Origin of the sequence: Microbacterium lacus, assembly GCF_039531105.1 — a bacterium.
GTDB classification, from domain to species: domain Bacteria; phylum Actinomycetota; class Actinomycetes; order Actinomycetales; family Microbacteriaceae; genus Microbacterium; species Microbacterium lacus.
This window is the reverse complement of record NZ_BAAAPK010000001.1, coordinates 107,056-131,442: the sequence shown is the minus strand read 5'-3', so window position 1 is coordinate 131,442 and position 24,387 is coordinate 107,056. Positions and strand designations below refer to the sequence as shown.

The window sequence follows — 24,387 nt, the reverse complement described above, 5'->3', positions numbered from 1 at the left end:
CTGCTCCGTCAGAGGGTTTCGGCGGTGGCCGCGGCGGCGCGAACCCAGGCGTCCTGGGTGCGTCGGTGCAGGGCCTCGAACCGGAGCGGGCCGGATTTCAACGCGGGGTCGAACGGGATGATCTCCACCTGCCGGACATGCCCGGCGAACTTCTCGGCGATCCGGCGGGCGGCGATCGTGGAGGGTTCGGATTCGGTGACGATGACGACGGCACGGTCGGCGAGGGCGGCGGAGCGGGCGTCGCGGGCGCGGAGCGCATCCAGCAGGAGGGCTGCGGATTCGGCGGATTCGGGGGCGGCGAGGGTCGGGAGGACGAGCTGGTGGGATGAGTCGATCATCCGCAGCCACCGGTCGGCGGACTCGTCGTTGCCGGAGTCGAAGATCACCAGCCGGTAGTAGCGGGCGGCGACCTTCATGAGCAGGTCGAACTCTGGCGTTGCGATCCGCTGGTCGGTGGCCAGCAGTTCGGGGTTGGAGCGGAGCACGTCGTACCGGTCGGCCGGCTGGTGGTGGACAAACCGGGTGATCTCCGACACCCCGGCGGTGGGGGAGAGCAGGTCGGGCGCGGCGGGGAGGAGGTCCCGGAGGGTCGTGTCGTACCGGCCCTGCTGGGTCCGCCACCCGAGGGTGCCGCGGGTGTCGTTGTTGTCCCACGCGAGCACCCCGCCGCCGCCGTGGCGGGCGAACACGGCGGCGAGCATCGCGGTGGTCATCGTCTTCCCGACCCCGCCTTTCCCGTTCACCACCGCGATGGTGCGGCATCCGGCCCAGTGCCGGGACACCACCTCCACCCGCGCGCGGCGCTCCTGCTCCGCCCGCGACGGCGCTGTGCGGATCCCGAGCCGGCACAGCACTCCCCGCCACCCCCCGGTCGGCGTGGTCGATGCGGGGGTGGGGGTGAGGAAGGTGGGGCGGGCGGGGAGCTCCGCAGCGGGCGTGCTCGGAGTGGTGTCCTGTGCGGGCTGCGGAGCCCGTTCCCTCACCTCCCTCCTGAGCGCGTGGTCGGCCCCGGAAGCTTCCGCCGGCACGCCTTCCGCCGGCGCCGCGTGCGCTTCCCCGCTCGTGAGTTCGGGTGTGTGGGTGGGTGTGGTGGGTAGGGGGCCGAGGGGTCCGGTGATGCCGATGAGGAGGTGGTGTTCGCCGCGGTCGCCGGAGGTGACTAGTTCCACCGGGGCGCCGGTGCGGCGTGCCTCTCTTGTGGCGAGGCGGACGATTGCGGTGCGGATGTCTTCGCCGCTGTGTGCGGTGACGGGTTCGGTGCGCCCGTCGGGGGTGGTGAAGGTGGCGGTGGGGCCGGTGACGGTCGCGAACGCGCGGGGGTGGGTGAGGGTGGTCATGACTCTTCCTTCTCGAGCGAGCGGAGCCACCCGTCCAGGGTGTTATCCGGCTGGGCCGGTTCCGGCCAGCACGCGTCCATGTCCGTCAGAGCGGGGATGGGGGTGTCGTCGCGGTCGGCGGGGGAGACCGCGTCGTCGGTTTTGAATAGGTCGTACTCCCACGCGGTGGTGGTCGCGAAGCAGTCGACGAGGTAGGAGAACTGGCCGACGTACGCGAGGAACTCGCCTTTGCGGAGTTGCCGGGCAAGGTCCACGTGGGCGGGGGGAAGGCTGAGCCGGTCGCGGAGGGCGGGTTGTTCTTGGTGGTTGACGCGGAAGATGAACTTGTTCTCGATGTCGCCGACGATCGAGTAGGCGAGGGACCGTTCGAGGGAGTCCGCGTCGCCGACCGCGTCGAGGTCGCCCATCTTGTGCAGGATGACGATGTTGCTGATCCCGTAGTGGCGGGATAGTTTCAGCCACTGCTGGAACATTCGCAGCGACGCCAGGGAGGTCATGTCCCGCCAGCCTTCTTCTCGGACGACGTAGCGGGTGCGGCGGGCGGCGCGGTCGCTGATCACCGCCTGGATCCACGCGGTTGAGCACACCTGCGTGAGCTGAGCGGCGAGGTCCCCGCGGGCGAACAGCTCGGAAGTGTCGGTGACGACGATCGGGGCGTCCTGGTCGAACTCGACGGTTGACTCGTCTTCGAACAGCCCCGACAGGTCTCCTTCGACGAACCGGCGCAGCACGAACCGGGGTTGCATGGCCCCTTCCGCCGCCCGGAACGCGGCGGTCTGGTCGGCGGCGAGCCGGCCGAGTTCTTCGTACACCCCACGGAGGGTGGGGTGATCGTCGGTGCGGGCGACGCACCGGTCCAGCGCGTCCAGGATCGCACCGTGCTCGACGGCGGTGAGCCTGCCCCCGAGGGTCATCTCCACCAGGGCGATCAGTGTGCCGATGCGGCGTTGCTTGACCATCTGCTCGTGCTGCTCATCGGTGCTATCCGAACGTCGGGGGCCGCGGTCGAGGGGGTTCAGGCGTGTGCCGGTGCCGCCGCCGAGGCGAATCACTCTCCCCCCAGGGATCGCCTCGGCGACGGTGACCCATTCCCCCTTCGGATCAGACGGCACCACAACCTGGTGACCGAACGCGATCGACCGGGTGGTGAGTGCCTTGATCGTCCCCGACTTCCCGGACCGGTACGCGCCGAGGACGAGGATGTTGGTGCTGAACGTGCCTCTTGTGGAGGAGTCGATGTAGGACTCCCAGGGGGAGAAGTGCCAGAGCGCGTCCGCGTTCAGGTCCACCCCGATCACCGGGCCACGGTGCCCGAGCCCGGAGTCGGCGACGAACGGGTAGATCCCGGCGATGTGCTGCGAGGTCGCCTGATGAGCCGGGATCAGCGTGCGGGCGAGGTTCCAGTAGCCGCCCTGGATCAGCCCCGGGCCGAACGGACCCCCGATCGCGGGTTCGGGGAGTGAGCGGTCTTTGCGGGTGGAGCGGACCGGGCGGTCCTCGAGGCGGGCGCGGGCTGCCTCGAGGCGGGCGGCGCGCTTTTCGGCGCGGCTGGCGGTGCTGGGGGTGAAGGTGACGGTGTGGCGGGTCATTTCATCCCCAACCCGATCGGCAGCGCGTTCACCATGAGCGCTTCGGCCTGCTGGCAGTACAGGGTCTGCGCTTCCATCCCGGCCCGCGACAGGGCGTTGCGCATCCCGGCGATCGCCTGATTCAGCTGCTCCTCGTCCGGGGCGCTGATGGTCAGGTAGCCGCCGTACCGGAATTCGCCGTGACCGTTGGCGATTTCCTGCTCCTGCTGTTCCAACGCTTTCCAGTCTGCCGCGTCCGCCGCCGACCCGTCCGCACTCCGCTTGGCGCGGAGCTTCTCGTTGCCGCGCCACACCTTCTTCTCCTCCCGGATGCGCTTGAGGGCTTTGGCGACGGGGACGGGGGTGAGGACGATGGAGAAGATGTGGGTGATCGCCTCCCCGGTGTGGGGGTGGCGGGCGAACACGATCGGGGAGAGGAAACCGACCGGGGCGTCCGCGCGCGGCCACTCGTGGACCCACATGGTCGTGTGCACCCCGGAGTCGGTGACCACGATGCTGTTGCGACCTCTTGGTTCCTCCAGGAACATCGGCCCAATCCCGACCGGGTCCACCCCGGTCAGCTCGTCTGGTCGGTTCTGCACGGTCGCAGCGAACTCCGGGTCGAACGCCAACCGCCCCAGCGCGGCGACATCGCGGGCGGTCAGCCACCGGCGGACGGTGATCTTCGCCGCCGACAGGGCGTCGGCGAGGTTCGCGGACTCCAACGCCGCCAGGGCGAGGATCGCCTCCCTCCCGCCGCCGAGGGACTTCAGCTGCGCACCGAGGGTGACGAGGTCCAGGGTGAAGGTGATGTAGTTGCGGTGCGCGACCTCGAACCGCTCGGACCGGTCCATGACCTCGTCGTAGTTTTTCGCGACCGGGGAGTCGGGGTCCAGGTCCCGCAGGATCCGGACCGTGTCGTAGTGCTCTCGGGCGGCGCGGATCGTGGTCGGCAAGGTCCGCTCCTGCAGAGTGACCCGTTTGATCCCGGGCCGCTGGGTGAGGGGCCCGAGGACCCGGTCGAACTGCTCGGCGAGGTCGTACCGTTCGGTGACGTCGTGCATGAGGAATCCCTGCACTTCGAGTTCGGCGATCACCGACACGGATCGGTCGTGCGGGTTGTACACCGCCGCGACCTCATCGACCTCCCACAGTTGGATCGACGCGCGCGTGCCGGGGAGGTTCAGCGTCGCGGCGAGCTGGGTGCGTTCCGGCCGGTACGCCTGCCGGGTCGCGCCGCCCAGGTGGCGGACCTGCTTCATCAGCCACAGGCCCGCCATTTTCGGCGTGGATACCCCGTGGATGCTCGTCAGCGCCGTCACCCCGAACCCCAAGTAGAGAGGTGCCGTCCACAGCAGTCCGACGGGCCCGAACCTGTTCACGGCGACCAGGACGATCAGGCCGGCGAGGGCGAGGAAGACCAGCTGCCACGGGTCCAGACCCATCACGACGCCTTGCCGGGAACGGCGGGGCAGGCGGACGGGGCGGGCGATGTCGGGGGTGTAAGTCATGACGGTTTCCGATCAGTGGGCGCGCCGGCAGGGGTCGACGGAGGTTGCGGCGGCGAAGCGACCGACGCGGGAGAACTCCCTGCGGAGCGAGAAGGCATGGGGGTCCGGGCCTGTGCGGGGGAGTTCGCGGCTCGGCGCGCCCCCGAAACACGCGTCGCCGTGGAGGACGACGGGCGAGTGGCGGTGGGGGAGCTGCCGCCGGGGCGGACGCCGGAGGGTAGGGCTCCGATGCGGGACGGGATGCTCACGGCGGACCTGGCGGCGCGGGAGGCCACTTGCCCTCCGCGGGTGCCGAGGTGGGAGCCGACCCCGTCGGCGGCAACGGCGCCGACGAAGCTGAACAGCCCAAACAAGGCGAACGGCGCGAACGCGACCAGGACGAGGCCGATCAGCAGCGGCCAGGACTGCGGATCCCAGATTGTCTTCACCCCGGCGAGGCCGTTGACGATCAGCATCACGAACCCGACCGTCAAGGGCCCGGTCAGCAGCAGCACCACGATCGCGGACACATATCGGACCACCCACTGGGGGCCGATGCCGCGCAGGGGGAACATCATCCACGCCACGGGTCCGACGGCGATCAGCGCGGCAAGGACGATGTTGCGGAATGCGAACACCAGCATCAGCAGCAGCATCCCGATCATCAACATCCCGTGGATGATGAACGCGAAGAAGTAGTTCGCCTGCCCACCTGCCCACATCACTGATTGCAGGGTCGCGAAAAGCCCGCCGACCCCGTCTCGGTGCAGGATGTACCAGGTCATCTGATCGACGGAGTTCAGCAGGTGCCCGGTCAGCCACAGGCTGATCGGCACCGCAGGAATCGCGATGAAGGACCGCACCAGCGCGCCGACCAACTCGTCACGGTCACCGGAGACGACGGCCGCAGCAACCGCCCACACCATCGCCCCAAACGTGACGATCAGGATCGCCCACTGCCAGAACGACCACTCACCCACCGCCGCCGTCCACAACAGCGTCGACGTATCGAACTGCATGTTCGCCGCGACGACGAACATCATCGCTGTCGCTGACATCGCCAATCCGCGCCCCGCGCTCTCGAACGTGACGCACACCGCGTCGCCGAGACTGCACCCGTACTTCACGAGGAGCTCTCGTCCCCCGGCTGCCTGGATCGCATTAATGTGCCCCTCGTACGTCGTGCAGATGATCGATGGCCCTCCGTTCAGGACGACTCCCGTAAAGCACCGCTGCGCCGTGACACTCGTCGCGTCGACCGGAGTGCAGGAGATCTGCCGGTCTACTTCCTCGCAGTCCACGGGGTAGGCGGGTGCGGACCAGGTTGCGCCCGCGACCTCTACTGCTGCCGCGTTAATCGACTCGTTTCTGACGGCCCCGGCCGGCTCCGCTGCAGATGCCGGCGCGATTGTGCTGATGGCGATGGCGGCGCCGATGAGGGTGCCAAGGATGAGAGCGCGGAACGTGGGCATTAGAAGCCGAAGTCGAAGTTGACGAACCAGCCGAAGAGGCCGGATGCGGCACCGAGGACGGCGGCGGCGATGAAGATCCAGAGGATGTTCTCACCCGCCCACGTGCGTATGCGGTCGGAGGCTAATCCGCGGAAGGCGAGGGCGGCGCCGGCGATGATGAGCATGATCAGGACGACGAGCAGTGCGCCGGCGAGGATGTAGGACGCGACGGTTTGGAAGCCGGCAAAGAATGGGGCGCTGAAGTCCGGTTGGATGTCGGGGATGGTGACGTCCGTGGGGGATGGGCGTGTGGGCATGGTGCGCTCCTTATGGGTGACTACTTCAGGGGGAGGCCGCGGGCGGCCATGAAGGGCTGCGGATCTATCGGTGTGCCGGAGTCGCGAAGTTCGAAATGCAAGTGGCAGCCGAAGGAATTGCCGGTGTTACCTTCCGCGCCGATCGGCGTTCCTGCGGTGACGGACTGTCCTTCCGCGACGCGGAGGGAGCCCCATTCCATGTGTCCGTAGAGACTGGTCAGGTTGTTGCCGTGGTCGATGCGGACCGTGTTCCCGTATCCCTGGTAGGCGCCGGCGGTGAGGACTGTTCCGGGGCCGACGGCGTAGATGGTTGCGCCGCAGCCTTGGGCCATGTCGTAGCCCTTGTGGTCGGTTGAGCAGAACCCGCAGCCCTCGACGGGGTTGTATCCGTATCCGCGTCCCTTGGAAAAATCACCAGAGAGCGGGTATCCCCATTCGCCGCTCACGACGGGACCACCGCCGGCAGGCGATGACACAGCATTCGCCGTTGCACTGCCGGCAACCGCGAGGGGGATCGCGATGAGCGGCGTGAGAATCAGCGCGTTGATGAGGAGCACAAAGGCAAGAGCGCCGGTCGCAATCTTCCGGCCCGTTCTCGTCTTGACGAGAGCGGCGGTGGCGGCGACCGGGGCACCCATCTCAGGGCTCCAACGGCTCCGTGAAGTACCGCACCACCTTGCAATCCCCGGACCGTTGCCTAGTCCCCGAGGTGGGGACCGAGCCCGGGCCGCAGAGCACCTGCACGCTGACCCGGACCTGCTCCTCGTACGAAACCTCACCGTCCGCACCGTCAGAGCGGGTGAACGTGAGCGTGACGTCCGCGGTCCCGATCGACATGTCGCCCGACGGATCCTCTGTCACAGGTACAAGCGCGATCTCGCCGACACTGGCGGTCACCCTCCCGTCCTCACGAGCCAGGTCGTCCCATTGCTCCTTGGGCAGAACAACGCCCTGGCGAAGCTCAACCTGCGAGGCTTCCATCGCGGCGAGCTGATCAGCCCCGGCCGTGTATCTGGTGTCGGGGGTGAACCAGTTATCGAGGTAGCCCAGCCAGTCCTCGCGAGGCGCCTTCGTTGTGTCGAACGTGGATGCCGCTTGCAGCGCTGCCACCATGTACGTCTGCGCGTCGGAGGTGATCGGCTCCGCGATCCACCCACGTTCCCGTACGGAGGCGTCGACCATAGTGCCCTCTGCGACGGGGCTTTCGGAGGTAGCGGCGGGCGTGGAGGAACTCCCTCCCCAGCTCTGTGTCGGTGCCTCCTGTGGTGAGCTCTGCGACGTCAGGGCGGCGACGATGATGGCGACGATCCCGGCAATCAAGACGACACCGCCCGCGATCGCCCACGCGATTCCACTGCGGTTCGACCCCGGTGTCGACATCATTGTGCGCCTTCCCGCTGCAACAGGGCGGCGACATTCCAAGAGCGGGCGAGCACGATCGAAGGTCGCTGTCCGGGCATCCTAAGCACGAACTCGGCCAACCCAAAAGGTTCGACCGCAAGACTGTGGATAATCCGTTGCGCTCGACGTGCGGGGGGAAACGTGGCTCGGCCCGACTGTGCCAGAGATCTCATTACGCCCGAAAGGGGGGCGTTGTCTGTAGGAACTTCGGAGGACAGCGCGCGCCCGCGACCGGCAGAACCAGCCGTTCTCTGCACCACCGCCATGCTCATGAAGAAAACGCTATAGGAATATTGGAGAGGAGTAAACGGCTAAACAAGATTGGCTGTCTCGACGCTCTAAAGTCCGACTGCCACAATGGGGGCCATGCCCAGAGTCGCTCAACCCAATGGGTCCGAGGAGGCCCAAGAGCCGGTCGCTCTCCTCGGAAACCTCATCCGGACCAGCGTTCTCCGCTTCCTGCGCGCCAATCCAGACGCGACTTCGGCCTCCATTTCCGAGGCTCTCGGCGTCCGGTCAACAACGATTCACGCCTACCTTTCGGATCTCGAACGAGCCGGCCTCGTTATCGCTGACCCCCCTAACATGGGCGAGCGGCGCGGTATTTGGGTCAAGTACCGGGCAAACGACGAAGCCATCACGGACCTCTACCTGCGACTCGGACTCGCGATCGGCGAGTTCTAACCGACAGCGCTCACAGCTCGACACAGAGCTGCGGGACAACCCGCCGCGCGATTGTCGGCAGACTTGACCGCGGATCAAACAACCTTGGCGAAGAGTCCCGCCCCGATCCGACTGACGACATATCCATCTCCGCGTCCTGAAGCTGCTGCTCGAGTTCGCTTGCCGGCCAGTCGCGTCGGGATGCCATCACCGAGTAACAGTGCTAAGCCGTCTCAATTGATCTTCCCAGCTGACGAGCGGCCGCCCGCGCTGCGCGGACGCCACTCGTCAGCCTGCTCGTCGCTGCTCACGGTGGCCTGAAAGCACACGCGAGTCCGCAGCGGCTATCTGATCGCTCCACCAGGCTCATGCCGTGACGGTACGTCTCAGGATTGCCGCCCATAACCGGGCCGCCGAAGCCCGGCAGTCGAAATGTTCAGCGGTGTAACGCTGCTCCGGGGACCTTCGTAGGTCGGCGCCAACGAGCATTCGCGTCTGCGAACGGTCCGGTTGCGTTGAGCCCCCGGCACAATCCCGGCACAAGATTCTGCTTTCGCGCAGGAAAGGCCACTGACCGCATCGCGACTGCGCGTGGGCGATGAGTCTCGCGTCTCGGGAAATGGCTGTTGATCAGGGCATGAAGAAACCCCCGTGTGTAGAAGTCACACAAGGGTCCCAGTGGCTCCGACGGGCGTCGATCCCGTGACCTCAAGATGTTCAGTCAGCTGGTTGGTCCTCAGTCCGCGTCGAGCCACGCTGCCAGGCTCTCAACGGCCTGCCGGCCTTCTGTGGTGAGAACATGGCGATACGGATCGGAGGCTTCCGGAGTGCTGTGGCCGCTCACGCCCGAGAACGCAGCCCAGGGAATTCCCGCGTGCTCCGAAAGCGTCACATAGGAGTGACGGAGCCAATGTGTGGTGGCGGTGGGGCGGTCGACTCCGGCTCGCGCGAGTGCCGAGCGCAGGTCAATGTTGTCGTCTGCATTCGTCTTGGGGCTTCCGTTTTCACGCGGCCAAACCAAGTCATGATTGTTTGGCCCGCTCCGGGCGGAGTGCAATTGCTCGAGCTGCCGTCGCATATCTGCGGTAAGAGGGACTTCGCGCGCGGAGCTGTTCTTCGGACGCACGATGACGTGGCGACCTTCAAGGTGTTCGAATTCCAAGTCGGGAGCCAGCACGAGTTGACGCTCCGGGCACGCGCCAGGAATCTTTCGCCCGCACGTTCCGGCGCAGCCGTGCGCGTACTCCGCGTCGGTCAGCGACCACGAGACTTTCGCGACTCCGGCGTCTAGATCAAGCTCTGACCATCGGAGTGCACGTGCCTCTCCGCTGCGCAGCCCGGTGAGCAGGGCCGTCGTCCACCGGGCGTCGCCCAGTTCGAGCAGAGACTTCGCTTCGGCACGGGAGAGCGAGGATCGGGACTTCGATGCGCGCGTCCTCCGGGGCGGATTGAGGGCTGCGATGTTGTCAGCAATTATCCGTTCGGCTCTGGCGTGCTCCAGCAGGGTGACGAGGGTGCGATGTGCGCCGGCGACGGTCGCGTCTTCGACGCCGCGCCGGCGCATCGCCGCGTGCATGCGCCGGATGTCCGCCGGCGTGAGGTCAGCGGCGATTCGGTTCCCGAGGGTCGGGTTGATGTTGGCCTTCACGTGCGACCGGTAATTGGCGATTGTGCGCGGGCGCCCGCGCTGCCCGACATCCTCAAGCCAGGCGTTGGCTAGTTCGCCTACGCGTACGGAGCGATCGAGAACGATTCCGAGCGACTCCTTCTCCCGAAGCATCTGATTCAGCTTCTTGACGGCCCCATCCTTCGTTTTCGACATCCGGGCCTTCTGTAGCCGCCTTCCGGTGGCCGGATCGAAGCCGATATCGATGACTGCGCGCCACATTTTCCGCGACGGAACCCAGTAGAGCGCCCCCTGGCCATGCTCACGAGCCTTCGGCATCGCTACAGACTACGCCTGCGCGGTGTACACATAGGTGTACACATAGCTGTGGCGCGACATGGCGTGACGTGTTGCCGGAAACGAGAAAACCCCCGGAAAACCGGGGGTTTTGTGGAGGGGATGACGGGAATCGAACCCGCGCTATCAGCTTGGGAAGCTGAAGTTCTGCCATTGAACTACATCCCCGGAAACACCCGGAGGCGTTCAGACCAGCATAACAACAACCCGCCACCGCCTACCGGGGCGGCCCTACACTGACCGTGTGAGCCGCCCTGAAGGCGACGGCGCCCCCTCGCGCCGCATCCCGATCCGTCCCCCGGCGACGTCCCAGTCCGCGAGCCGCGTGACGACGTTCGAGCTGTTCTTCGACCTGGTCTACGTCTTCGCCTTCACCCAGGTGTCGCGCCTCATGGCCGAGACGCACAGCGCGATCGGCATCCTCCAAGCGCTCATCATCCTGTCGCTCATGTGGTGGACCTGGGTCGGCTACAGCTGGATCTCGAACCAGGCCTCGGCCGATCAGCCGTTCCTGCGCACGGTCATGACGCTCGCGATGATCGCGGTCTTCATCGCCGCACTCACGATTCCGGAGGCGTACGAGGACCTCGAGGGCGGCTGGAACGGGCCCATCGTCTTCGCCACCGCCTATGCGGCCGTGCGGATCATCCACGTGACGTTGTACCTCGTGGTCGCGCGCGAGGACAGCGGGGTGCGCCGGCAGCTGCTGATCTTCCTGATCGCTCTGATTCCCGCGGTGACGCTCATCTTCGTCGGCGCACTCCTCGGAGGGCAGGCCCAGCTCTGGCTCTGGCTCGCCGGCATGATCTACGACCTCGGCGCCACGTGGGTCGGGTCGGCGCTCGGCCGCGGCTGGCGACTGCCCTCCGCCGAGCACTGGGCAGAGCGCCACGGTCTCGTGGTGATCCTCGCCCTCGGCGAATCGATCGTCGCGATCGGCGTCGGAGTCGCGCGCGAGCCGGTCGACCCGTTCATCATGCTCGGGGCGGCGGCATCCGTCGTCTTGTCGGTGCTGCTGTGGTGGTCCTACTTCGCCCGCCTTGCCGCCGCGGGAGAGCATGCGCTGACCGCACGCGACGAGTACGCGCGCGCGAGGCTCGGCGCGGACGCATATTCGTACGCGCACTTCGTGATCATCGCGGGCATCATCGTGACCGCGCTCGGTATCGAGGACGCGATGAAGCACGTCGGCGACGCCGAGCCGTTCGGCTGGTTCGGAGCCACGGCGCTCGGGGCGGGCATCGCGATGTTCGCCGGGGGAACGGTCGTCTTCGCCCTGCTCGTGGGCGTGCGCCGCCCGATCATGCGGGCGGTCGAAGCCGTGGTGCTGCTCGCGGCGCTCCCGGTGCTCGCCGTCGTGCCGCCGCTCGCCGCGCTGGTGATCGCCGTCACCCTCACCGGCGCGATCGCGCTGACCGAGAGCGCGCTGCACCGACGGGCCGAGGCGATGCGCCGCTCATAACTCGTGCATCTGGGAGGCGGCGGGCGGCGACTGCCGCGGAATCCCGGGGGTCGCCGGCGCCCGCGCGCCCGAAATGCAGGAGTTGTGCGCAGCGATGCCGCCTAGGCTGGTCGCGTGCTGCTCTCAGACCGCGACATCCGGGCCGAAATCACTGCGAATCGCATCGGATTGGACCCGTGGGACCCGGCGATGGTGCAGCCGTCGAGCGTGGACGTCCGGCTCGACCGGTACTTCCGGCTGTTCGACAACCACAAGTACCCCTTCATCGACCCGGCCGAGGATCAGCCCGAGCTCACGCACCTCATCGAGACGCCCGCGAACGAGCCGTTCATCCTGCACCCGGGGGAGTTCGTGCTCGGCAGCACGTTCGAGCTCATCACCCTCCCCGATGACATCGCGGCGCGGCTGGAGGGCAAGTCCTCGCTCGGGCGCCTCGGGCTGCTCACCCACTCGACCGCGGGGTTCATCGACCCCGGCTTCTCGGGTCACGTGACCCTCGAGCTCTCGAACGTCGCGACGCTGCCGATCAAGCTCTGGCCCGGCATGAAGATCGGTCAGCTGTGCTTCTTCCGGCTGTCTTCGCCGACCGAGAACCCCTACGGATCCGGTCCCTACGGCAACCGCTATCAGGGGCAGCGCGGGCCGACGGCGTCGCGCTCGTTCCAGAATTTCCACCGGACCGACGTCGGCACGACGGATGCCGGGGCCCCGGGTGCCTGAGGCGGATGCGCTCCGCGCGGTGCGTGAAGCGAAGTACGTGCAGCTGACGACGTTCAAGCGCGATGGGACAGCCGTGCCGACGCCGGTGTGGTCGGTCGAGGATGCGGGCGCGCTGCTGGTGTGGACCGCGCGCGAGAGCGGCAAGGTCAAGCGCATCCGCCGCTCGGGCGAGGTGACCGTCGCGCCGTGCACCATGCGCGGCAAGGTCACCGGCGCGACGGTGTCCGGTCGGGCGGAGCTCCTCGACACGGCGGGCACGATCCACGTGCAGGACGCCCTCGGCCGCAAGTACGGCTGGCTCGGGAGGCTCTTCGTCCGCCGCGCGGTGCGCCGGGGCGGGCAGGACGCCGCGGTCGGCATCCGCATCACGCTCACCCCGTGACGTGACCCTGCTGCGTCGCGAGGGGACGGGGCGGTCAGGGGCCCACCACCAGAGCGAGCGACGTGTCGCCGCACGCGATGACCTCCGCACCGTCCGCCAGGTGCGCCTGCACCGCCGCCGGCACGGGTGCGCGTAAGGGCTCCAGCGCGTCGACGAGTCCCTCCCGGCGCAGGATCGAGCCCGGCTCGAGCCGCGTGTCCGTCGCCGTCACCACCCGGCCCGAGGCGTTCACGACCGCGACCGGCGTTGCGGAGGACCGCAGGAGCGGCAGCAGCTCCCGCTCCAGACGGTCCACGAGCATGTCCATCCCCACCACGCCGAGCAGCCTCCCCCCGACCGAGACCGGTGTCGTGATCGTCACCGTGTAGTCGTCCGTGCACACGTAGTCCACGTACGGGCCGGTGACATGCCTCGTCCCGGTGCGTGCGGGCAGCCGCCACCACTCCAGGCTCGTGTAATCGCGGAACTGGTCGTTCGAAGGGTCGTCGATCGTCGCGAGACGCCGGATGCCGAGCACTCCGCCCAGCCACCACGCCAGGTGCCAGTGCGCGTCGGAGAGCAATCCCGGCGCGGCGACGAAACCGCTGCCGGTGACGAGTCCGTCCGCGGCGAGCGCGGGTTCGGCGAAGGACTGCACGATCGGGTCCAGCTCGGCCGCGCTCGGGGACGGATCGGCGGTGAGGTGCTCCTCGAGCGTGTCACGCCAGCGGTCGACGCGTGCGAACAGCTCGTCGATCGTGCTCGCCACCCGATCGGCGATCTGCACGGGAGTGAGCGCTGCGGTCGTGGTCACGGGTCCTCCTTCGCGGTGCGGTCCGCCGACGCCTCGAGCCGCACCTTCTCATCGACCAGCCACTCAAGGGCGGCCGTCGTCTGCGCGATCGTCGCTGCGCGGGCGGCGCCCGGGTCGGCGGCGCGGATCGCGTCGATCACCTCGAGCCTGCCGGCGATGCTGAGGTCACGGTACTCCCGCTCGCGCAGGCACAGCCAGAGCAGGGGACCTGCTTCGCTCTGCAGCCGCACTTCTTCGCGCACGAGCCGGGGTGACTGGCTGATCGCGGCCACTTCGAGGCGGAAGCGCCCGAGCGCGCGCCGGGCACCGCCGGCTGTGGAGGAGTCCGCGCCCTCGTGGACGGACAGGAGCGACTCGATGTCGTCCGCGCTCGCGCGGTCAGCGGCGACTTCCGCGGCCGTTCCCGCGATCGCCCCGACGTGCAGAGCGAGATCGCGCAGCTCGATGCGGGAGTGCCCGCGCAGACGCGACTCGAGCAGTCGGGCCGCGGCATCCCGGTCGTACGTGACGAAGCTGCCGCCGTCGCGTCCCCGGCGGGTGCGCACGAGACCGCGATCACGCATGCCCTCCAGCGCTTCGCGGGCGGTGACGACGGCGACGCCGAGACTGCGCGACAGCTCTGACTCACTCGGCAGGCGTTCGCCGTCGCGGAGCACGCCGGACACGATCGCGTCCGTCAGTCGCTGCTCCACGAGCTCGGCTCTGCCGGAGCCGTCCAGGGGAGCGAACACGACGGAGCGGGCGGCGTCCTGGTGGCCCGTCGGGTTCGGCATGCGTGCGGCGCTCCCTCGCGTCAGACAGTGGACCCGGCATCCGTGACACGACCGTAACACGCAGACCCACTGTTAGACATATGGATCCATATGATTTAGTAGCACCGACGTCGAAGGGGATCGTCATGACGGATCAGACAGCGAACACGCGCACGGACGCCGCCGCGCCGGCCATCCGCTTGCGCGGGCTGACGAAGCAGTTCAGCGCGGTGCACGGCGCGATCACGGCCGTCGATCACGTCGACCTCGAGATCGCTCCCGGCGAGTTCTTCTCGATGCTCGGCCCGTCGGGTTCGGGCAAGACCACGGTGCTCCGGCTCATCGCCGGTTTCGAGCGGCCGACATCCGGCACGATCGAGCTGTTCGGACAGGACGTCACCGGCAAGGCGCCGTTCGACCGCGACGTGAACACGGTCTTCCAGGACTACGCGCTCTTCCCGCACATGAGCGTGCTCGACAACGTGGCGTACGGCCTGCGCGTGCGAGGAGTGGGTCGCAAGGAGCGCCGGGAGCGCGCAGCGAAGGCCCTCGCGGGCGTGCGGCTGGAGAACATGGCCGATCGGAAGCCCTCGCAGCTGTCCGGGGGGCAGCGGCAGCGCGTCGCACTGGCCAGGGCCACGGTCGTGCAGCCCAAAGTCCTGCTGCTGGACGAGCCGCTGGGTGCCCTCGACCTCAAGCTGCGCGAGCAGATGCAGGTCGAGCTCAAGCAGATCCAACGCGACCTCGGCATCACATTCATCTTCGTCACGCACGATCAGGAGGAGGCCCTCACGCTCTCGGATCGGATCGCGGTGTTCAACGCGGGGCGCATCGAACAGCTCGGCAGCCCGCGTGATCTCTACGAGCGCCCGGCCTCGCGCTTCGTTGCGGACTTCGTCGGCACGTCGAACCTGTTCGACGCCGAGCGCTCCGGCAGCCTGATCGGCCGGGAGGGCGAGCACACGATCCGTCCCGAGAAGCTCTCGCTCTCCTCCGAGCCGCGCATGGGTGACGGCCTGCGCTCGGCTCCGGGAACCGTCGTCGAGACGATCTACGTCGGCAGCGGCATCCGTCGGGTGATCGATCTGGATGCCGGACTCCGTGTGACCGTGCTCGAACGGAACGACCGCTCGCGGTCGGAGGAGACGGATCGCGGCGACCGCGTCCACGTGAGCTGGCACGACGAGGACGTCGTCGCCCTGATCCCCCCGGGAACCTGACCCGGGATCATCCGCCGAGGCGTCCGCCCCGGCTCGCAGCACCGAGAGGAAGAACTATGAGGCACATCACACGGGGAGCGCGCGGCGCGGCCGTCGCCACCCTGGCGATCGGCGCGGTCGTCGCGCTCACCGCCTGCGGTACGAGCTCGGGCGGCAGCGCCGGTCCGACCGAGGCCGCCGACGAGCTCGGCGAGATGGAGGGCACGGTCTCGATCCTGGCGTGGCCCGGCTACGTCGAGGACGGCAGCAACGACCCCGCCGTGGACTGGGTGTCCGGCTTCGAGGAGCAGACCGGATGCATGGTCGAATCCAAGACGTACGGCACCTCCGACGAAGCGGTCAGCCTCATGAAGACAGGCGACTACGACGTGGTGGCGGCATCGGGCGACGCGACGCTGCGCCTGATCGCCGGCGGCGACGTCGCCCCGGTGAACACCGACCTGATCCCGAGCTACGCCGGCATCTTCGACTTCCTGAAGGACCAGGCGTGGAACTCGGTCGACGGCGTCTCGTACGGCGTCCCCCACGGCTACGGCGCGAACCTGCTCCTGTACAACACGGAGGTCGTCACCCCGGCCCCCACGTCCTGGGACATCGTGTTCGACAAGGCGTCGGAGTACACCGGCAAGGTCACCGCGTACGACTCGCCGATCTACATCGCCGACGCGGCGGTCTACCTGATGACCCACCAGCCCGAACTCGGCATCGAGAACCCGTACGCGCTGGACGAGGAGCAGTTCCAGGCGGCGGTCGACCTCCTGAAGGCGCAGCGCCCGCACATCAGCGAGTACTGGTCGGACTACCTGAAGGAGATCTCGGCGTTCGAGACCGGCGACTCGGTCGCGGGCACCACGTGGCAGGTCATCCAGAACGTCCTGGAAGGCGAGAGCGCGCCGACCGCTGTGGTGCTGCCCGAAGAGGGTGCGACCGGCTGGTCCGACACCTGGATGATCGCGTCGGCGGCCAAGAGCCCGAACTGCGCGTACGCGTGGCTGGATTGGATCGCGAGCCCCGAGACGAATGCGGCGGCCACGGCCTACTTCGGCGAGGCGCCCTCCAGCCAGGAGGCGTGCAACTTCCGTGACGACTGCGAGGCGTACCACGCCGGTGACGCCGAGTACGCGTCGCAGATCTGGTATTGGACCACGCCGATCGCGGAGTGCGTCGACGGTCGCACCGACGTGGAGTGCGTCGACTACTCCACCTGGACCGAAGCCTGGTCCGAGATCAAGGGCTGACCCCTTCCCGCCACCGGGGGCGGCGGACCCGAACCGCCGCCCCCGGTTCCCTCCCGGAGCACACATGACTTCCACCCCCGTGGCAGAGCGAGCGCCGCGCGCCGTGCCCCCGCCGCGCGACACCCCGCCGCGCCGGCTCTCGTCCTTCCTCACCGCCCACCCGCGGACGCGCCTGGCGCTGCTGCTGTCGGCGCCGCTGTTCTGGCTCGGCGTGGTCTACATCGTCGCGCTCGTGCTGCTGCTGGTGACGGCGTTCTGGAAGGTCGACGCCTTCACGGGCGAGATCGTCACCGAGTGGACGCTGGACAACATCATCACGGTCCTCACCGGCGCGCTCTACCAGACGGTCACACTGCGCACGCTCGGCGTCGCGCTGCTCGTGACCCTGATCGACGTGCTCCTGGCGCTGCCGATCGCGTTCTACATGGCCAAGGTCGCCTCGCCGCGGGCGCAGCGGATCCTGCTGATCGCGGTGCTCATGCCGCTGTGGGCGAGCTATCTCGTGAAGGCGTACGCGTGGCGTTCCGTGCTCTCGCAGGACGGCATCCTCGAATGGATGCTGGCCCCCCTGGGTCTGCACACGCCCGGTTACGGCCTCACCGCCACGATCATCACGCTGTCCTACCTCTGGCTGCCGTACGTGATCCTGCCGATCTACGCGGGACTCGAGCGGGTTCCGGACTCGCTGCTCGAAGCATCCGCCGACCTCGGCGGCAAGACATGGCGGACGCTCGGGAGCGTCGTGCTTCCGCTCGTCTTCCCCGCGATCATCGCCGGCACGATCTTCAGCTTCTCGCTGTCGCTCGGCGACTACATCACGGTCAACATCGTGGGCGGCGCGAATCAGATGCTCGGCAACCTCGTCTACACGAACGTCGGCGCGGCCAACAATCTGCCGCTCGCGGCGGCGATCGCGCTCATCCCGATCGTGATCATCTTCGGCTACCTCGCGATCGTGCGCCGCACGGGCGCCCTGAACAACCTCTAGGACGAACGCATGCGACTCGGAAGAACCGCACGGATCGTGCTGGGGGCCGTCACGGGGCTGATCCTCGTGGCGGTCTACGTACCGCTCGGTGTCGTGCTCATCAACTCGTTCTCGACCTCGACCTCGCTCACATGGCCGCCGCCCGGATTCACCCTGGAGTGGTGGGCGAAGGCGTTCCAGAGCGCTGGGGCGCGGGAGGCGGTGCTCACGAGCGTGCAGGTCGCGGTCGTCGCGACGCTCATCTCGCTCGTGCTCGGGACGCTGATCTCGATCGCGCTGCAGCGCTTCGAGTTCTTCGGGCGCGATGCGATCAGCCTGCTGGTGATCCTTCCGATCGCCCTGCCCGGAATCATCACGGGTATCGCGCTGAACAACTTCTTCCGCACGATCATGGGTGTACCGCTGTCGATCTGGACCGTGGTGATCGCCCACGCGACCTTCTGCATCGTCACGGTGTTCAACAACGTGATCGCGCGCCTGCGCCGCACCGGCACGTCGCTCGAGGAGGCCTCCGCCGATCTCGGGGCGGGGATCTGGACCACGTTCCGCCTCGTGACGTTCCCGCAGCTGCGCTCCGCGCTGCTGGCCGGTGGTCTGCTCGCCTTCGCCCTGAGCTTCGACGAGATCATCGTGACGACCTTCACCGCCGGATCCGGGGTCACGACACTGCCGATCTTCATCCTGAACAACATGTTCCGGCCCGCTCAGGCTCCGATCGTGTCGGTGATCGCGGTCGTGCTCGTGCTCGTCTCCATCATCCCGATCTATCTCGCCCAGCGCTTGTCCGGATCGGAGCAGACCCGGCGCTGACCGCTGCCTCGCGAGAGGGCGGTTCTGCAGGGTCGCCGCGGCATGCTGCCCTGAATTCGCGCCCTCTCGCGAGGGGCAGGTCGGTTCAGCCGGCGCCCAGACGCTCGAGACCGCCGGTCTGCGCCAGGATCGCGAACCGATCCGGCACGCCCCAATGCTCGACGATGCGTCCGTCACGGACGGTCGCGACGTCGATCACGGTGAAGCGAACCTCGCGGCCCGTCGGGGGGCCGAGGAAGGGTCCCGTGTGGGTTCCGGTCGCTTCGGCGCGGACCCAGACCGTCTCGCCGTCTTCGGCGATGTCCGCGACGGTGAAGCGCAGATCGGGGAACGCTCCGTGGACCGTCCGAATGCCGCGCTTGACCTTCTCGATCGCGGCCGGCCCCTCGCCCGTCAAGCCGAACTGGTGCTCGATGAGGTCCGGGGCGCACAGCTCGTCGACGATGTCGGTGTCACCCGCGGCGAACCCCTCGTGCAGCATCCGCTCGACGACGTGCGCAGCGGGGGAGATGGTCTTCATGGTCACTCCTTCTCAGCAGTCATGCATTCAATGCAGCAATACTGCATTGGATGCAGTGGCTAGTCTGAACCTCATGACCGCGCCCGTCAAGGTCCCCCGCTCCACCTACCGGCAGGAGCAGGCGGAGGCGACCCGTGTCCGGATCGCCGATGCTGCACAGCGCCTGTTCGCTCGCGACGGCTACGGCTCGACGAGCATGGACGGCATCGCCCGCGAGGCGGGCGTCGCGCCGCGCACGGTGTACGCGGCTTTTCGCGCGAAGCGAGAGATCCTCTCGGTCATCTGCGAGCGGTGGCTCGAGCGGGCGGGAGCGCGGGAGCGCGCCCGCGCGGTGCTCGATCTGGACGATGGAGAACAGCGCGTCCGCGGAGCCGCGGCATGGCTCGTGGGTCTCTATGCGACGGACTTCGATGTGGTCCGCGTGCTCGATGCGGCCAGCGACGAGGATGAGGATACCCGCGGGCTGCTCGCCGCGAAGTTGCGCGGCCGGAACCGGGTGATGGATCAGCTCATCGCCTCTGCGGAGCCGGATCTCGCAGTGCCCCTCGCGGATGCGCAGGCGCTCTTCCGGGCGTACGCGGCGACCGGCGTCTACGCAGCGCTCGTCGTCGATGCCGGCTGGACTCCCGCGCGGTTCGAGGGCTGGCTGGCCGACACGCTCGTCGCGCAGCTGCTGCGCTGACGCCGTCGACTGCCGCCTCTGAGAGGGCAGTTCTGCAGGGTCGCCGCGGCGCGCTGCATTCGTGCCCTCTCGCGAGGGAGTGGGGTCAGCCGGCGGTGCGACCGCGGGCGAAACCGGCGTCGAAGCCGCGCTCGTAGGCGCGCTCCCCGTGGTGGTGGGGGCGGCGGTGGCCGGGGGCGCCGTGGCCGGCGTGCGCGTGCGCACAGTGGTGGGGATCGGGCGCGAAACCGGGTCCGAAGCCACCGCCGTGTCCGGATCCGCCCCGCGGGCCGAAGCCGGGTCCGAACCCGCCGCGTCGGCCGAAGCCTCCGCGCGGCATGCGCCGGCCTTCTTCCCAGCCCAGCTCGCGGGCGATCGCTTCGAGCGAGGCCATCGTGGTGGCGTACTCCTCGGGTGAGACCGCGCCGGCGACGCGGGAACGGATACCGTCCACCACCTCGCTGAGCTCGTCTCGGGCGGCGCGCCCCTCATCGGTGAGCGCCCAGGTGCCGTCGCCGTTCTCCACAGCCCAGCCGCGCTCTTCCAGGCGGCGCAAGCGCTTTCCGCGGCGGACGAACCGCTCGGCGAACGCCGGAAGCTCGACCTCGCCCGAGAGCGCATTCAGCAGCATCCAGTCGCGCCGGTCGATGCCGGCGCCGTCGAATGCGGCGGAGAACTCGTGGGTGATCAGGGCGTCGACGGTGCGCAGCCAGAAGCCGAGCGGTCGCCGCCCGGTCGAGGCGCCTTCGCCGGAGGAGTCGTTTTCATAGTCGTTGTCATCGGTGTTCATGTGAATCCTTTTGTCGGGCGGCGTGGACCCGCCGCAGGTACATGTCATAACGCATGTATATGTAGTGTGACATGGAATGGAAGAACATGTCAACTCACATGTAAATTCGATGCATGACCTCAGCTGCGGACTCGGCCGACGCGATCGCCAACGCCCTTGCGCGCCTGCGCGGGCGACGGATGCCGAGGCCGCCGTGGGAGGGCGGTCACGGCGGCGGCCATCCGCATCACCACCCCGGCTGGCAGCGCGGCGGGATGGGCGGGGGCATGGGTGGTCCGCCCCCGTGGGTCGCGGGACCGCGACTGGGGGGACCGGCGCGATTGCGCCTGCTCGAGGCGCTGGCCGCGGCATCCGGCCCCCTTTCCGTCAGTGAGATCGGCGACGCCGTCGGGGTGGATCAGCCCCGGGCGTCGCGTCTCGTGCAGCAGGCGGTCGAGATGGGACTCGTGCGACGGGAGGCCGACCCCGACGATGCCCGGCGCACCCGTGTCGCGCTCACCGACGAGGGGCTGAGGCTCGTGCGGGGATTCCGCGGCGAGCGGCGCACCGCGATCGACGCGGCGCTGAACTCGTTCACGGATGCCGAGCGCGCCGAGCTCGCGCGGCTCCTCACGAAGCTCGCCGACGCCTGGCCCGCCTAGCCGCGCTCAGGACCGCAGGCGCTCCTGCACGGCCTTGACCGGGATGAGCAGCGCGAGACCGACGGCGAGCACGAGGACGATCCCCAGGATGCCGAAGTACGCCGCGCCGCCGATCGTGACGAAGATCGCGAACATCGTCGGCGCGAGGAACGACACGGCGCGGCCTGTCGTCGCGTAGAGCCCGAACACCTCGCCCTCGCGCCCCGGCGGGATGATCCGGGCGAGGAACGTGCGCGAGGCGGACTGCGCGGGGCCCACGAACAGGCACAGCGCGAGCCCCGCGGTCCAGAACACGATCTGCCCGCCGTCGTGGAGGAAGAACACCAGGAGCCCCGACACGATGAGTCCGATGAGCGCCGCGACGATCACGGGCTTGGCACCCAGCCGGTCATCCAGGGCGCCGACGGCGATCGTGGAGACGCCGGCGACGACGTTCGCGGCGATCGCGAAGATGATCACCTCGCCGGGGGAGAACCCGAAGACGGATGCCGCGAGAACGCCCCCGAACGTGAAGACGCCCGCGAGCCCATCGCGGAAGACCGCGCTCGCGAGCAGGAACCACACGGTGTGTCGCGCTTCGCGCCACAGCCGCGCGATGTCGCGTCCGAGGCGGGCATAAGAGGCGAAGAAGCCGACCTTCTCGCGCTTCGCTCCGGTTCCGCGGTACTCGGGGACGGCGAACAGCACCGGCAGGGCGAACAGCCCGAACCAGATCGCGGAGACGATCATCGCGACCCGGACGGGCAGCCCGTCCTCGTCGGGCACGCCGAACAGCCCCTGGATGAAGCCGAAATAGACGATGAGCAGCAGCACGATGCCGCCGATGTAGCCCATGCCCCACCCGAAACCGCTCACCCGCCCGATCGAGCGCGGCGTCGAGACCTGGGAGAGCATCGCGTTGTAGTTGACCCCGGCGAACTCGAAGAACACGTTGCCGGCCGCCACCAGCAACAGTCCCAGCCAGAGGAAGGACGGGTCGGGCTGCACGAAGAACATCGCCGCGGTGAGTGCCACGACGACGTACGTGTTCACCGCGAGCCAGAACTTGCGACGGCCCGACGTGTCCGAACGCTGGCCGGTGACGGGGGCGAGGAGGGCGATCAACAGGCCGGCGGCCGCGAGTGCCCAGCCGAGCTGGGCCTCGACCGTGCCCTCCGGTCCGAAGCTCGATCCGGTGAGGTAGACCGTGAAGACGAACGTGGTGACGACGGCGTTGAAGGCCGCGGATCCCCAGTCCCAGAGCCCCCACGCGAGCACGATGCGCTTGCGGGTCGTCGCCGGTCCTTCCGCCCCGATCGCCGTCGCCAGCGCGTCGGTGGGCGTCACCCCCGCGAACTGCGGCAGATCGGGCTTCATGCGAGGGACGTCCGGTTCGTTCATGTCGGCCATGCTGGAGCCCTTCGGTGAACGGCGGGTGCGTCAGCTCACCCGGCCGCGACGATGCGGTGTGTCGGGGCCAGGCTACAGCCGGGGGGACGGCTGCATCATGCCGTGACGGATGCCGCGGCATCCGGTGCCATGATGGACGCATGCCCGCCCACGTCGAGCGTGCCGACCTGCCCGGAATCGGAGTGCGGCACGACATCCTCACCGATGAGGGACGCCGTCTTTCCGTCGTCAACTTCCGCGACGGCGGCCGAGAGCTCGCGCTCGCCGACGAGGACGACCCGGACCGCGCGGCCGAGACGATCTCCCTCACCGACGACGAAGCCACCGCGCTGTCGGAGGTGCTCGGCGGATCACTGATCCTCACCCAGCTCGCGGGGCTCCGCGACCAGCTCTCCGGGCTGTACACCGAGCAGATCCCGGTGCGCGCGGACTCGCCGTTCGTCGGCCGCCCGCTCGGAGACACGAAGGCCCGCACCCGCACCCGCTGCTCGATCGTCGCGATCGTGCGCGAGAGCGGCGTCCTGCCCGCGCCCGAACCCGCCGACAAGCTGGCCAGCGGGGACACGCTCGTCGCCGTCGGAACCCGCGAGGGCCTCGACCTCCTCGTGCGCATCATCGCGACGGGCTGACCGGACCATGGAACACGGCGCGCTCGTCCTCATCGAGATCGGCGCGCTTCTCCTGGGCATCGGCCTGCTCGGCCGCCTCGCCGGCCGGCTCGGCATCTCGTCGATCCCGCTCGTGCTGCTCCTCGGACTCGTGTTCGGGGACGGCGGGTTCCTCCCCATCAACGCGGGCGAGGAGTTCATCTCGGTGGGCGCCGAGATCGGGATCATCCTCCTGCTGCTCATGCTCGGACTCGAGTACAGCGCGGGTGAGCTCGTCAGCAACCTGAAGGCGTCGAAGGTCGCCGGACTGCTCGACATGGTGCTGAACGCGACGCCCGGCGTCCTGCTCGGGCTGCTCCTCGGGTGGGGGTGGGTCGCCGCGATCGCTCTCGGCGGCATCACCTGGGTCTCCTCCTCGGGCGTGATCGCCAAGCTTCTGCAGGATCTCGGGCGCCTCACGAACCGCGAGACCCCGACGATCCTGTCGATCCTCGTGATCGAAGACCTCGCGATGGCGTTCTACCTGCCGATCCTCACCGCGCTGCTGGTCGGGATGGACCTCGGCGCCGGCCTTGCGACGGTGCTGATCGCCCTCGCGTCGGTGCTCGTGATCCTCTACCTGGCGCTCCGGCACGGCGCGGTCGTGTCGCGGCTGGTGTGGTCGCGCAGCGCGGAGGTTCTGCTGCTCACGGTGATGGGTCTGACGCTGCTGGTCGCGGGACTCGCGGCCGAGGTCAAGGTCTCGTCCGCGGTCGGGGCGTTCCTGGTGGGCATCGCGATCTCGGGTCCGGTCGCCGAGCACGCGGCACGGCTCCTCACGCCACTGCGTGATCTGTTCGCATCGGTGTTCTTCCTCTTCTTCGGTCTGTCCACCGACCCGGCGGATCTCCTGCCGATGCTGGGCCCGGCGATCGTGTTGGCCGTGGTCACGATGGCGACGAAGGTGGCGACCGGATACCGCGCCGCGCGCCGGGCGGGGATCGCGGAGGCGGGGCGCTGGCGCGCCGGCTTCGCGCTCACGCCGCGCGGGGAGTTCTCGATCGTGATCGCGGGGCTCGCGGTCGCGGCGGGCGTGAATCCTGCGCTCGCCGCACTCGCGACCGCGTACGTGCTCATCACGATCGTCGTCGGTCCGATCCTTGCCCGCGTGCCCGACACGAAGGCGTTCAAGCGCTGGGCGAAGGGACGCCAGCAGCAGCGCCGAGCGCGTCAGGCCGCCTGAG

At 68.5% G+C, this 24,387-nt stretch carries 25 protein-coding genes and 1 tRNA gene; 12 read left to right on the top strand and 14 right to left on the bottom strand.

Annotation, left to right across the window (positions count from 1 at the left end; genetic code table 11):
* Positions 1 to 8: 8 nt before the first annotated feature.
* The 7 genes from ABD197_RS00615 to ABD197_RS00585 are packed head-to-tail and all read right to left on the bottom strand — an operon-like array spanning position 9 to position 7,546.
* Positions 9 to 1,337 (bottom strand): ParA family protein, encoded by a 1,329-nt coding sequence (locus ABD197_RS00615; RefSeq protein WP_344050549.1) that lies wholly within the window; start codon positions 1,335 to 1,337, stop codon positions 9 to 11.
* Positions 1,334 to 2,926, bottom strand: coding sequence for a hypothetical protein (locus ABD197_RS00610; protein ID WP_344050547.1), 1,593 nt, complete (start codon positions 2,924 to 2,926; stop codon positions 1,334 to 1,336). The genes ABD197_RS00615 and ABD197_RS00610 overlap by 4 nt, the downstream gene beginning before the upstream one ends.
* A complete protein-coding gene (locus ABD197_RS00605) occupies positions 2,923 to 4,416 on the bottom strand; it encodes an SCO6880 family protein (protein ID WP_344050545.1) in 1,494 nt (497 codons plus the stop codon). The genes ABD197_RS00610 and ABD197_RS00605 overlap by 4 nt, the downstream gene beginning before the upstream one ends.
* A complete protein-coding gene (locus ABD197_RS00600; protein WP_344050543.1) occupies positions 4,413 to 5,867 on the bottom strand; it encodes an LTA synthase family protein in 1,455 nt (484 codons plus the stop codon). The genes ABD197_RS00605 and ABD197_RS00600 overlap by 4 nt, the downstream gene beginning before the upstream one ends.
* Positions 5,867 to 6,163 carry a hypothetical protein gene (locus tag ABD197_RS00595; protein WP_344050541.1) on the bottom strand — a complete coding sequence of 99 codons (297 nt, stop codon included), beginning with the start codon at positions 6,161 to 6,163 and terminating at the stop codon, positions 5,867 to 5,869. The genes ABD197_RS00600 and ABD197_RS00595 overlap by 1 nt, the downstream gene beginning before the upstream one ends.
* Before the next feature lie 20 nt (positions 6,164 to 6,183).
* Entirely contained in the window at positions 6,184 to 6,801 is a 618-nt protein-coding gene (locus ABD197_RS00590; protein WP_344050539.1) for a M23 family metallopeptidase, read from the bottom strand.
* A gap of 1 nt (position 6,802) precedes the next feature.
* A complete protein-coding gene (locus tag ABD197_RS00585; RefSeq protein WP_344050537.1) occupies positions 6,803 to 7,546 on the bottom strand; it encodes a hypothetical protein in 744 nt (247 codons plus the stop codon).
* A gap of 384 nt (positions 7,547 to 7,930) precedes the next feature.
* On the opposite strand from ABD197_RS00585, the gene ABD197_RS00580 reads away from it, so the two are divergent.
* A complete protein-coding gene (locus ABD197_RS00580) occupies positions 7,931 to 8,248 on the top strand; it encodes a winged helix-turn-helix transcriptional regulator (protein WP_344050535.1) in 318 nt (105 codons plus the stop codon).
* Positions 8,249 to 8,963: 715 nt separating this feature from the next.
* Here ABD197_RS00580 and ABD197_RS00575 read toward each other — a convergent pair.
* Entirely contained in the window at positions 8,964 to 10,172 is a 1,209-nt protein-coding gene (locus ABD197_RS00575) for a tyrosine-type recombinase/integrase (RefSeq protein ID WP_344050533.1), read from the bottom strand.
* Positions 10,173 to 10,284: 112 nt separating this feature from the next.
* Positions 10,285 to 10,358: transfer RNA gene (locus tag ABD197_RS00570), tRNA-Gly, on the bottom strand.
* A gap of 76 nt (positions 10,359 to 10,434) precedes the next feature.
* Here ABD197_RS00570 and ABD197_RS00565 point away from each other — a divergent pair.
* The 3 genes from ABD197_RS00565 (at position 10,435) to ABD197_RS00555 (ending at position 12,754) form a co-directional block, all read left to right on the top strand.
* Positions 10,435 to 11,652 (top strand): low temperature requirement protein A, encoded by a 1,218-nt coding sequence (locus ABD197_RS00565; protein ID WP_344050531.1) that lies wholly within the window; start codon positions 10,435 to 10,437, stop codon positions 11,650 to 11,652.
* A 114-nt stretch (positions 11,653 to 11,766) separates the two neighbouring features.
* The gene (gene dcd / locus ABD197_RS00560; RefSeq protein ID WP_344050529.1) at positions 11,767 to 12,372 is read left to right on the top strand and encodes a dCTP deaminase; all 606 of its coding nucleotides are present in this window, start codon (positions 11,767 to 11,769) and stop codon (positions 12,370 to 12,372) included.
* Positions 12,365 to 12,754, top strand: a complete 390-nt coding sequence (locus ABD197_RS00555; RefSeq protein ID WP_344050527.1) for a PPOX class F420-dependent oxidoreductase — start codon at positions 12,365 to 12,367, stop codon at positions 12,752 to 12,754. Before dcd ends, ABD197_RS00555 begins: the two co-directional genes overlap by 8 nt.
* A gap of 34 nt (positions 12,755 to 12,788) precedes the next feature.
* Here the strand turns inward: ABD197_RS00555 and ABD197_RS00550 are convergent, their stop codons facing one another.
* Entirely contained in the window at positions 12,789 to 13,547 is a 759-nt protein-coding gene (locus tag ABD197_RS00550) for a cache domain-containing protein (RefSeq protein ID WP_344050525.1), read from the bottom strand.
* Positions 13,544 to 14,320, bottom strand: coding sequence for a FadR/GntR family transcriptional regulator (locus ABD197_RS00545; protein ID WP_344050522.1), 777 nt, complete (start codon positions 14,318 to 14,320; stop codon positions 13,544 to 13,546). Before ABD197_RS00545 ends, ABD197_RS00550 begins: the two co-directional genes overlap by 4 nt.
* Before the next feature lie 125 nt (positions 14,321 to 14,445).
* Between ABD197_RS00545 and ABD197_RS00540 the strand changes: the two genes are divergently transcribed.
* From ABD197_RS00540 to ABD197_RS00525, 4 genes are all read left to right on the top strand, one after another.
* Complete coding sequence (locus tag ABD197_RS00540) at positions 14,446 to 15,519, top strand: ABC transporter ATP-binding protein (RefSeq protein ID WP_344050520.1); 1,074 nt, start codon at positions 14,446 to 14,448, stop codon at positions 15,517 to 15,519.
* Positions 15,520 to 15,575: 56 nt separating this feature from the next.
* Positions 15,576 to 16,757, top strand: coding sequence for an ABC transporter substrate-binding protein (locus ABD197_RS00535; protein WP_344050518.1), 1,182 nt, complete (start codon positions 15,576 to 15,578; stop codon positions 16,755 to 16,757).
* A gap of 64 nt (positions 16,758 to 16,821) precedes the next feature.
* On the top strand, positions 16,822 to 17,745 hold the full coding sequence (locus ABD197_RS00530; protein WP_344050516.1) for an ABC transporter permease: 924 nt from the start codon (positions 16,822 to 16,824) through the stop codon (positions 17,743 to 17,745).
* 9 nt (positions 17,746 to 17,754) lie between these two features.
* Positions 17,755 to 18,555, top strand: a complete 801-nt coding sequence (locus tag ABD197_RS00525) for an ABC transporter permease (protein WP_344050514.1) — start codon at positions 17,755 to 17,757, stop codon at positions 18,553 to 18,555.
* A gap of 85 nt (positions 18,556 to 18,640) precedes the next feature.
* On the opposite strand, the gene ABD197_RS00520 is transcribed toward ABD197_RS00525, so the two are convergent.
* Positions 18,641 to 19,075 (bottom strand): ester cyclase, encoded by a 435-nt coding sequence (locus ABD197_RS00520; protein ID WP_344050512.1) that lies wholly within the window; start codon positions 19,073 to 19,075, stop codon positions 18,641 to 18,643.
* Between the two features lie 73 nt (positions 19,076 to 19,148).
* Between ABD197_RS00520 and ABD197_RS00515 the strand changes: the two genes are divergently transcribed.
* Positions 19,149 to 19,757: a TetR/AcrR family transcriptional regulator gene (locus ABD197_RS00515; protein WP_344050510.1), complete on the top strand. Its 609-nt coding sequence runs from the start codon at positions 19,149 to 19,151 to the stop codon at positions 19,755 to 19,757.
* 85 nt (positions 19,758 to 19,842) lie between these two features.
* Here the strand turns inward: ABD197_RS00515 and ABD197_RS00510 are convergent, their stop codons facing one another.
* Complete coding sequence (locus ABD197_RS00510; RefSeq protein WP_344050508.1) at positions 19,843 to 20,526, bottom strand: MarR family winged helix-turn-helix transcriptional regulator; 684 nt, start codon at positions 20,524 to 20,526, stop codon at positions 19,843 to 19,845.
* 113 nt (positions 20,527 to 20,639) lie between these two features.
* On the opposite strand from ABD197_RS00510, the gene ABD197_RS00505 reads away from it, so the two are divergent.
* Positions 20,640 to 21,167: a MarR family winged helix-turn-helix transcriptional regulator gene (locus ABD197_RS00505; RefSeq protein WP_344050506.1), complete on the top strand. Its 528-nt coding sequence runs from the start codon at positions 20,640 to 20,642 to the stop codon at positions 21,165 to 21,167.
* Positions 21,168 to 21,173: 6 nt separating this feature from the next.
* On the opposite strand, the gene ABD197_RS00500 is transcribed toward ABD197_RS00505, so the two are convergent.
* Positions 21,174 to 22,556, bottom strand: coding sequence for an MFS transporter (locus ABD197_RS00500; protein ID WP_344050504.1), 1,383 nt, complete (start codon positions 22,554 to 22,556; stop codon positions 21,174 to 21,176).
* A 140-nt stretch (positions 22,557 to 22,696) separates the two neighbouring features.
* Here ABD197_RS00500 and ABD197_RS00495 point away from each other — a divergent pair, with 140 nt between their 5' ends.
* Positions 22,697 to 23,185 (top strand): cation:proton antiporter regulatory subunit, encoded by a 489-nt coding sequence (locus tag ABD197_RS00495; protein ID WP_344050502.1) that lies wholly within the window; start codon positions 22,697 to 22,699, stop codon positions 23,183 to 23,185.
* A 7-nt stretch (positions 23,186 to 23,192) separates the two neighbouring features.
* Complete coding sequence (locus ABD197_RS00490) at positions 23,193 to 24,386, top strand: cation:proton antiporter (protein WP_344050500.1); 1,194 nt, start codon at positions 23,193 to 23,195, stop codon at positions 24,384 to 24,386.
* Position 24,387 lies beyond the last annotated feature (1 nt).

What these genes read in the sequence shown, in the direction of transcription:
- ABD197_RS00505 (WP_344050506.1), top strand. Translation starts at nt 20,640, where the DNA reads ATGACCTCAGCTGCGGACTCGGCCGACGCGATCGCCAACGCCCTTGCG.
- ABD197_RS00490 (WP_344050500.1), top strand. Translation starts at nt 23,193, where the DNA reads ATGGAACACGGCGCGCTCGTCCTCATCGAGATCGGCGCGCTTCTCCTG.
- ABD197_RS00585 (WP_344050537.1), bottom strand. Translation starts at nt 7,546, where the DNA reads ATGATGTCGACACCGGGGTCGAACCGCAGTGGAATCGCGTGGGCGATC.
- ABD197_RS00595 (WP_344050541.1), bottom strand. Translation starts at nt 6,163, where the DNA reads ATGCCCACACGCCCATCCCCCACGGACGTCACCATCCCCGACATCCAA.
- ABD197_RS00615 (WP_344050549.1), bottom strand. Translation starts at nt 1,337, where the DNA reads ATGACCACCCTCACCCACCCCCGCGCGTTCGCGACCGTCACCGGCCCC.
- ABD197_RS00515 (WP_344050510.1), top strand. Translation starts at nt 19,149, where the DNA reads ATGACCGCGCCCGTCAAGGTCCCCCGCTCCACCTACCGGCAGGAGCAG.
- ABD197_RS00580 (WP_344050535.1), top strand. Translation starts at nt 7,931, where the DNA reads ATGCCCAGAGTCGCTCAACCCAATGGGTCCGAGGAGGCCCAAGAGCCG.
- ABD197_RS00610 (WP_344050547.1), bottom strand. Translation starts at nt 2,926, where the DNA reads ATGACCCGCCACACCGTCACCTTCACCCCCAGCACCGCCAGCCGCGCC.
- ABD197_RS00535 (WP_344050518.1), top strand. Translation starts at nt 15,576, where the DNA reads ATGAGGCACATCACACGGGGAGCGCGCGGCGCGGCCGTCGCCACCCTG.
- ABD197_RS00545 (WP_344050522.1), bottom strand. Translation starts at nt 14,320, where the DNA reads ATGCCGAACCCGACGGGCCACCAGGACGCCGCCCGCTCCGTCGTGTTC.
- ABD197_RS00590 (WP_344050539.1), bottom strand. Translation starts at nt 6,801, where the DNA reads ATGGGTGCCCCGGTCGCCGCCACCGCCGCTCTCGTCAAGACGAGAACG.
- ABD197_RS00605 (WP_344050545.1), bottom strand. Translation starts at nt 4,416, where the DNA reads ATGACTTACACCCCCGACATCGCCCGCCCCGTCCGCCTGCCCCGCCGT.
- ABD197_RS00495 (WP_344050502.1), top strand. Translation starts at nt 22,697, where the DNA reads ATGCCCGCCCACGTCGAGCGTGCCGACCTGCCCGGAATCGGAGTGCGG.
- ABD197_RS00600 (WP_344050543.1), bottom strand. Translation starts at nt 5,867, where the DNA reads ATGCCCACGTTCCGCGCTCTCATCCTTGGCACCCTCATCGGCGCCGCC.
- ABD197_RS00500 (WP_344050504.1), bottom strand. Translation starts at nt 22,556, where the DNA reads ATGGCCGACATGAACGAACCGGACGTCCCTCGCATGAAGCCCGATCTG.
- ABD197_RS00530 (WP_344050516.1), top strand. Translation starts at nt 16,822, where the DNA reads ATGACTTCCACCCCCGTGGCAGAGCGAGCGCCGCGCGCCGTGCCCCCG.
- ABD197_RS00525 (WP_344050514.1), top strand. Translation starts at nt 17,755, where the DNA reads ATGCGACTCGGAAGAACCGCACGGATCGTGCTGGGGGCCGTCACGGGG.
- ABD197_RS00540 (WP_344050520.1), top strand. Translation starts at nt 14,446, where the DNA reads ATGACGGATCAGACAGCGAACACGCGCACGGACGCCGCCGCGCCGGCC.
- ABD197_RS00510 (WP_344050508.1), bottom strand. Translation starts at nt 20,526, where the DNA reads ATGAACACCGATGACAACGACTATGAAAACGACTCCTCCGGCGAAGGC.
- ABD197_RS00575 (WP_344050533.1), bottom strand. Translation starts at nt 10,172, where the DNA reads ATGCCGAAGGCTCGTGAGCATGGCCAGGGGGCGCTCTACTGGGTTCCG.
- ABD197_RS00520 (WP_344050512.1), bottom strand. Translation starts at nt 19,075, where the DNA reads ATGAAGACCATCTCCCCCGCTGCGCACGTCGTCGAGCGGATGCTGCAC.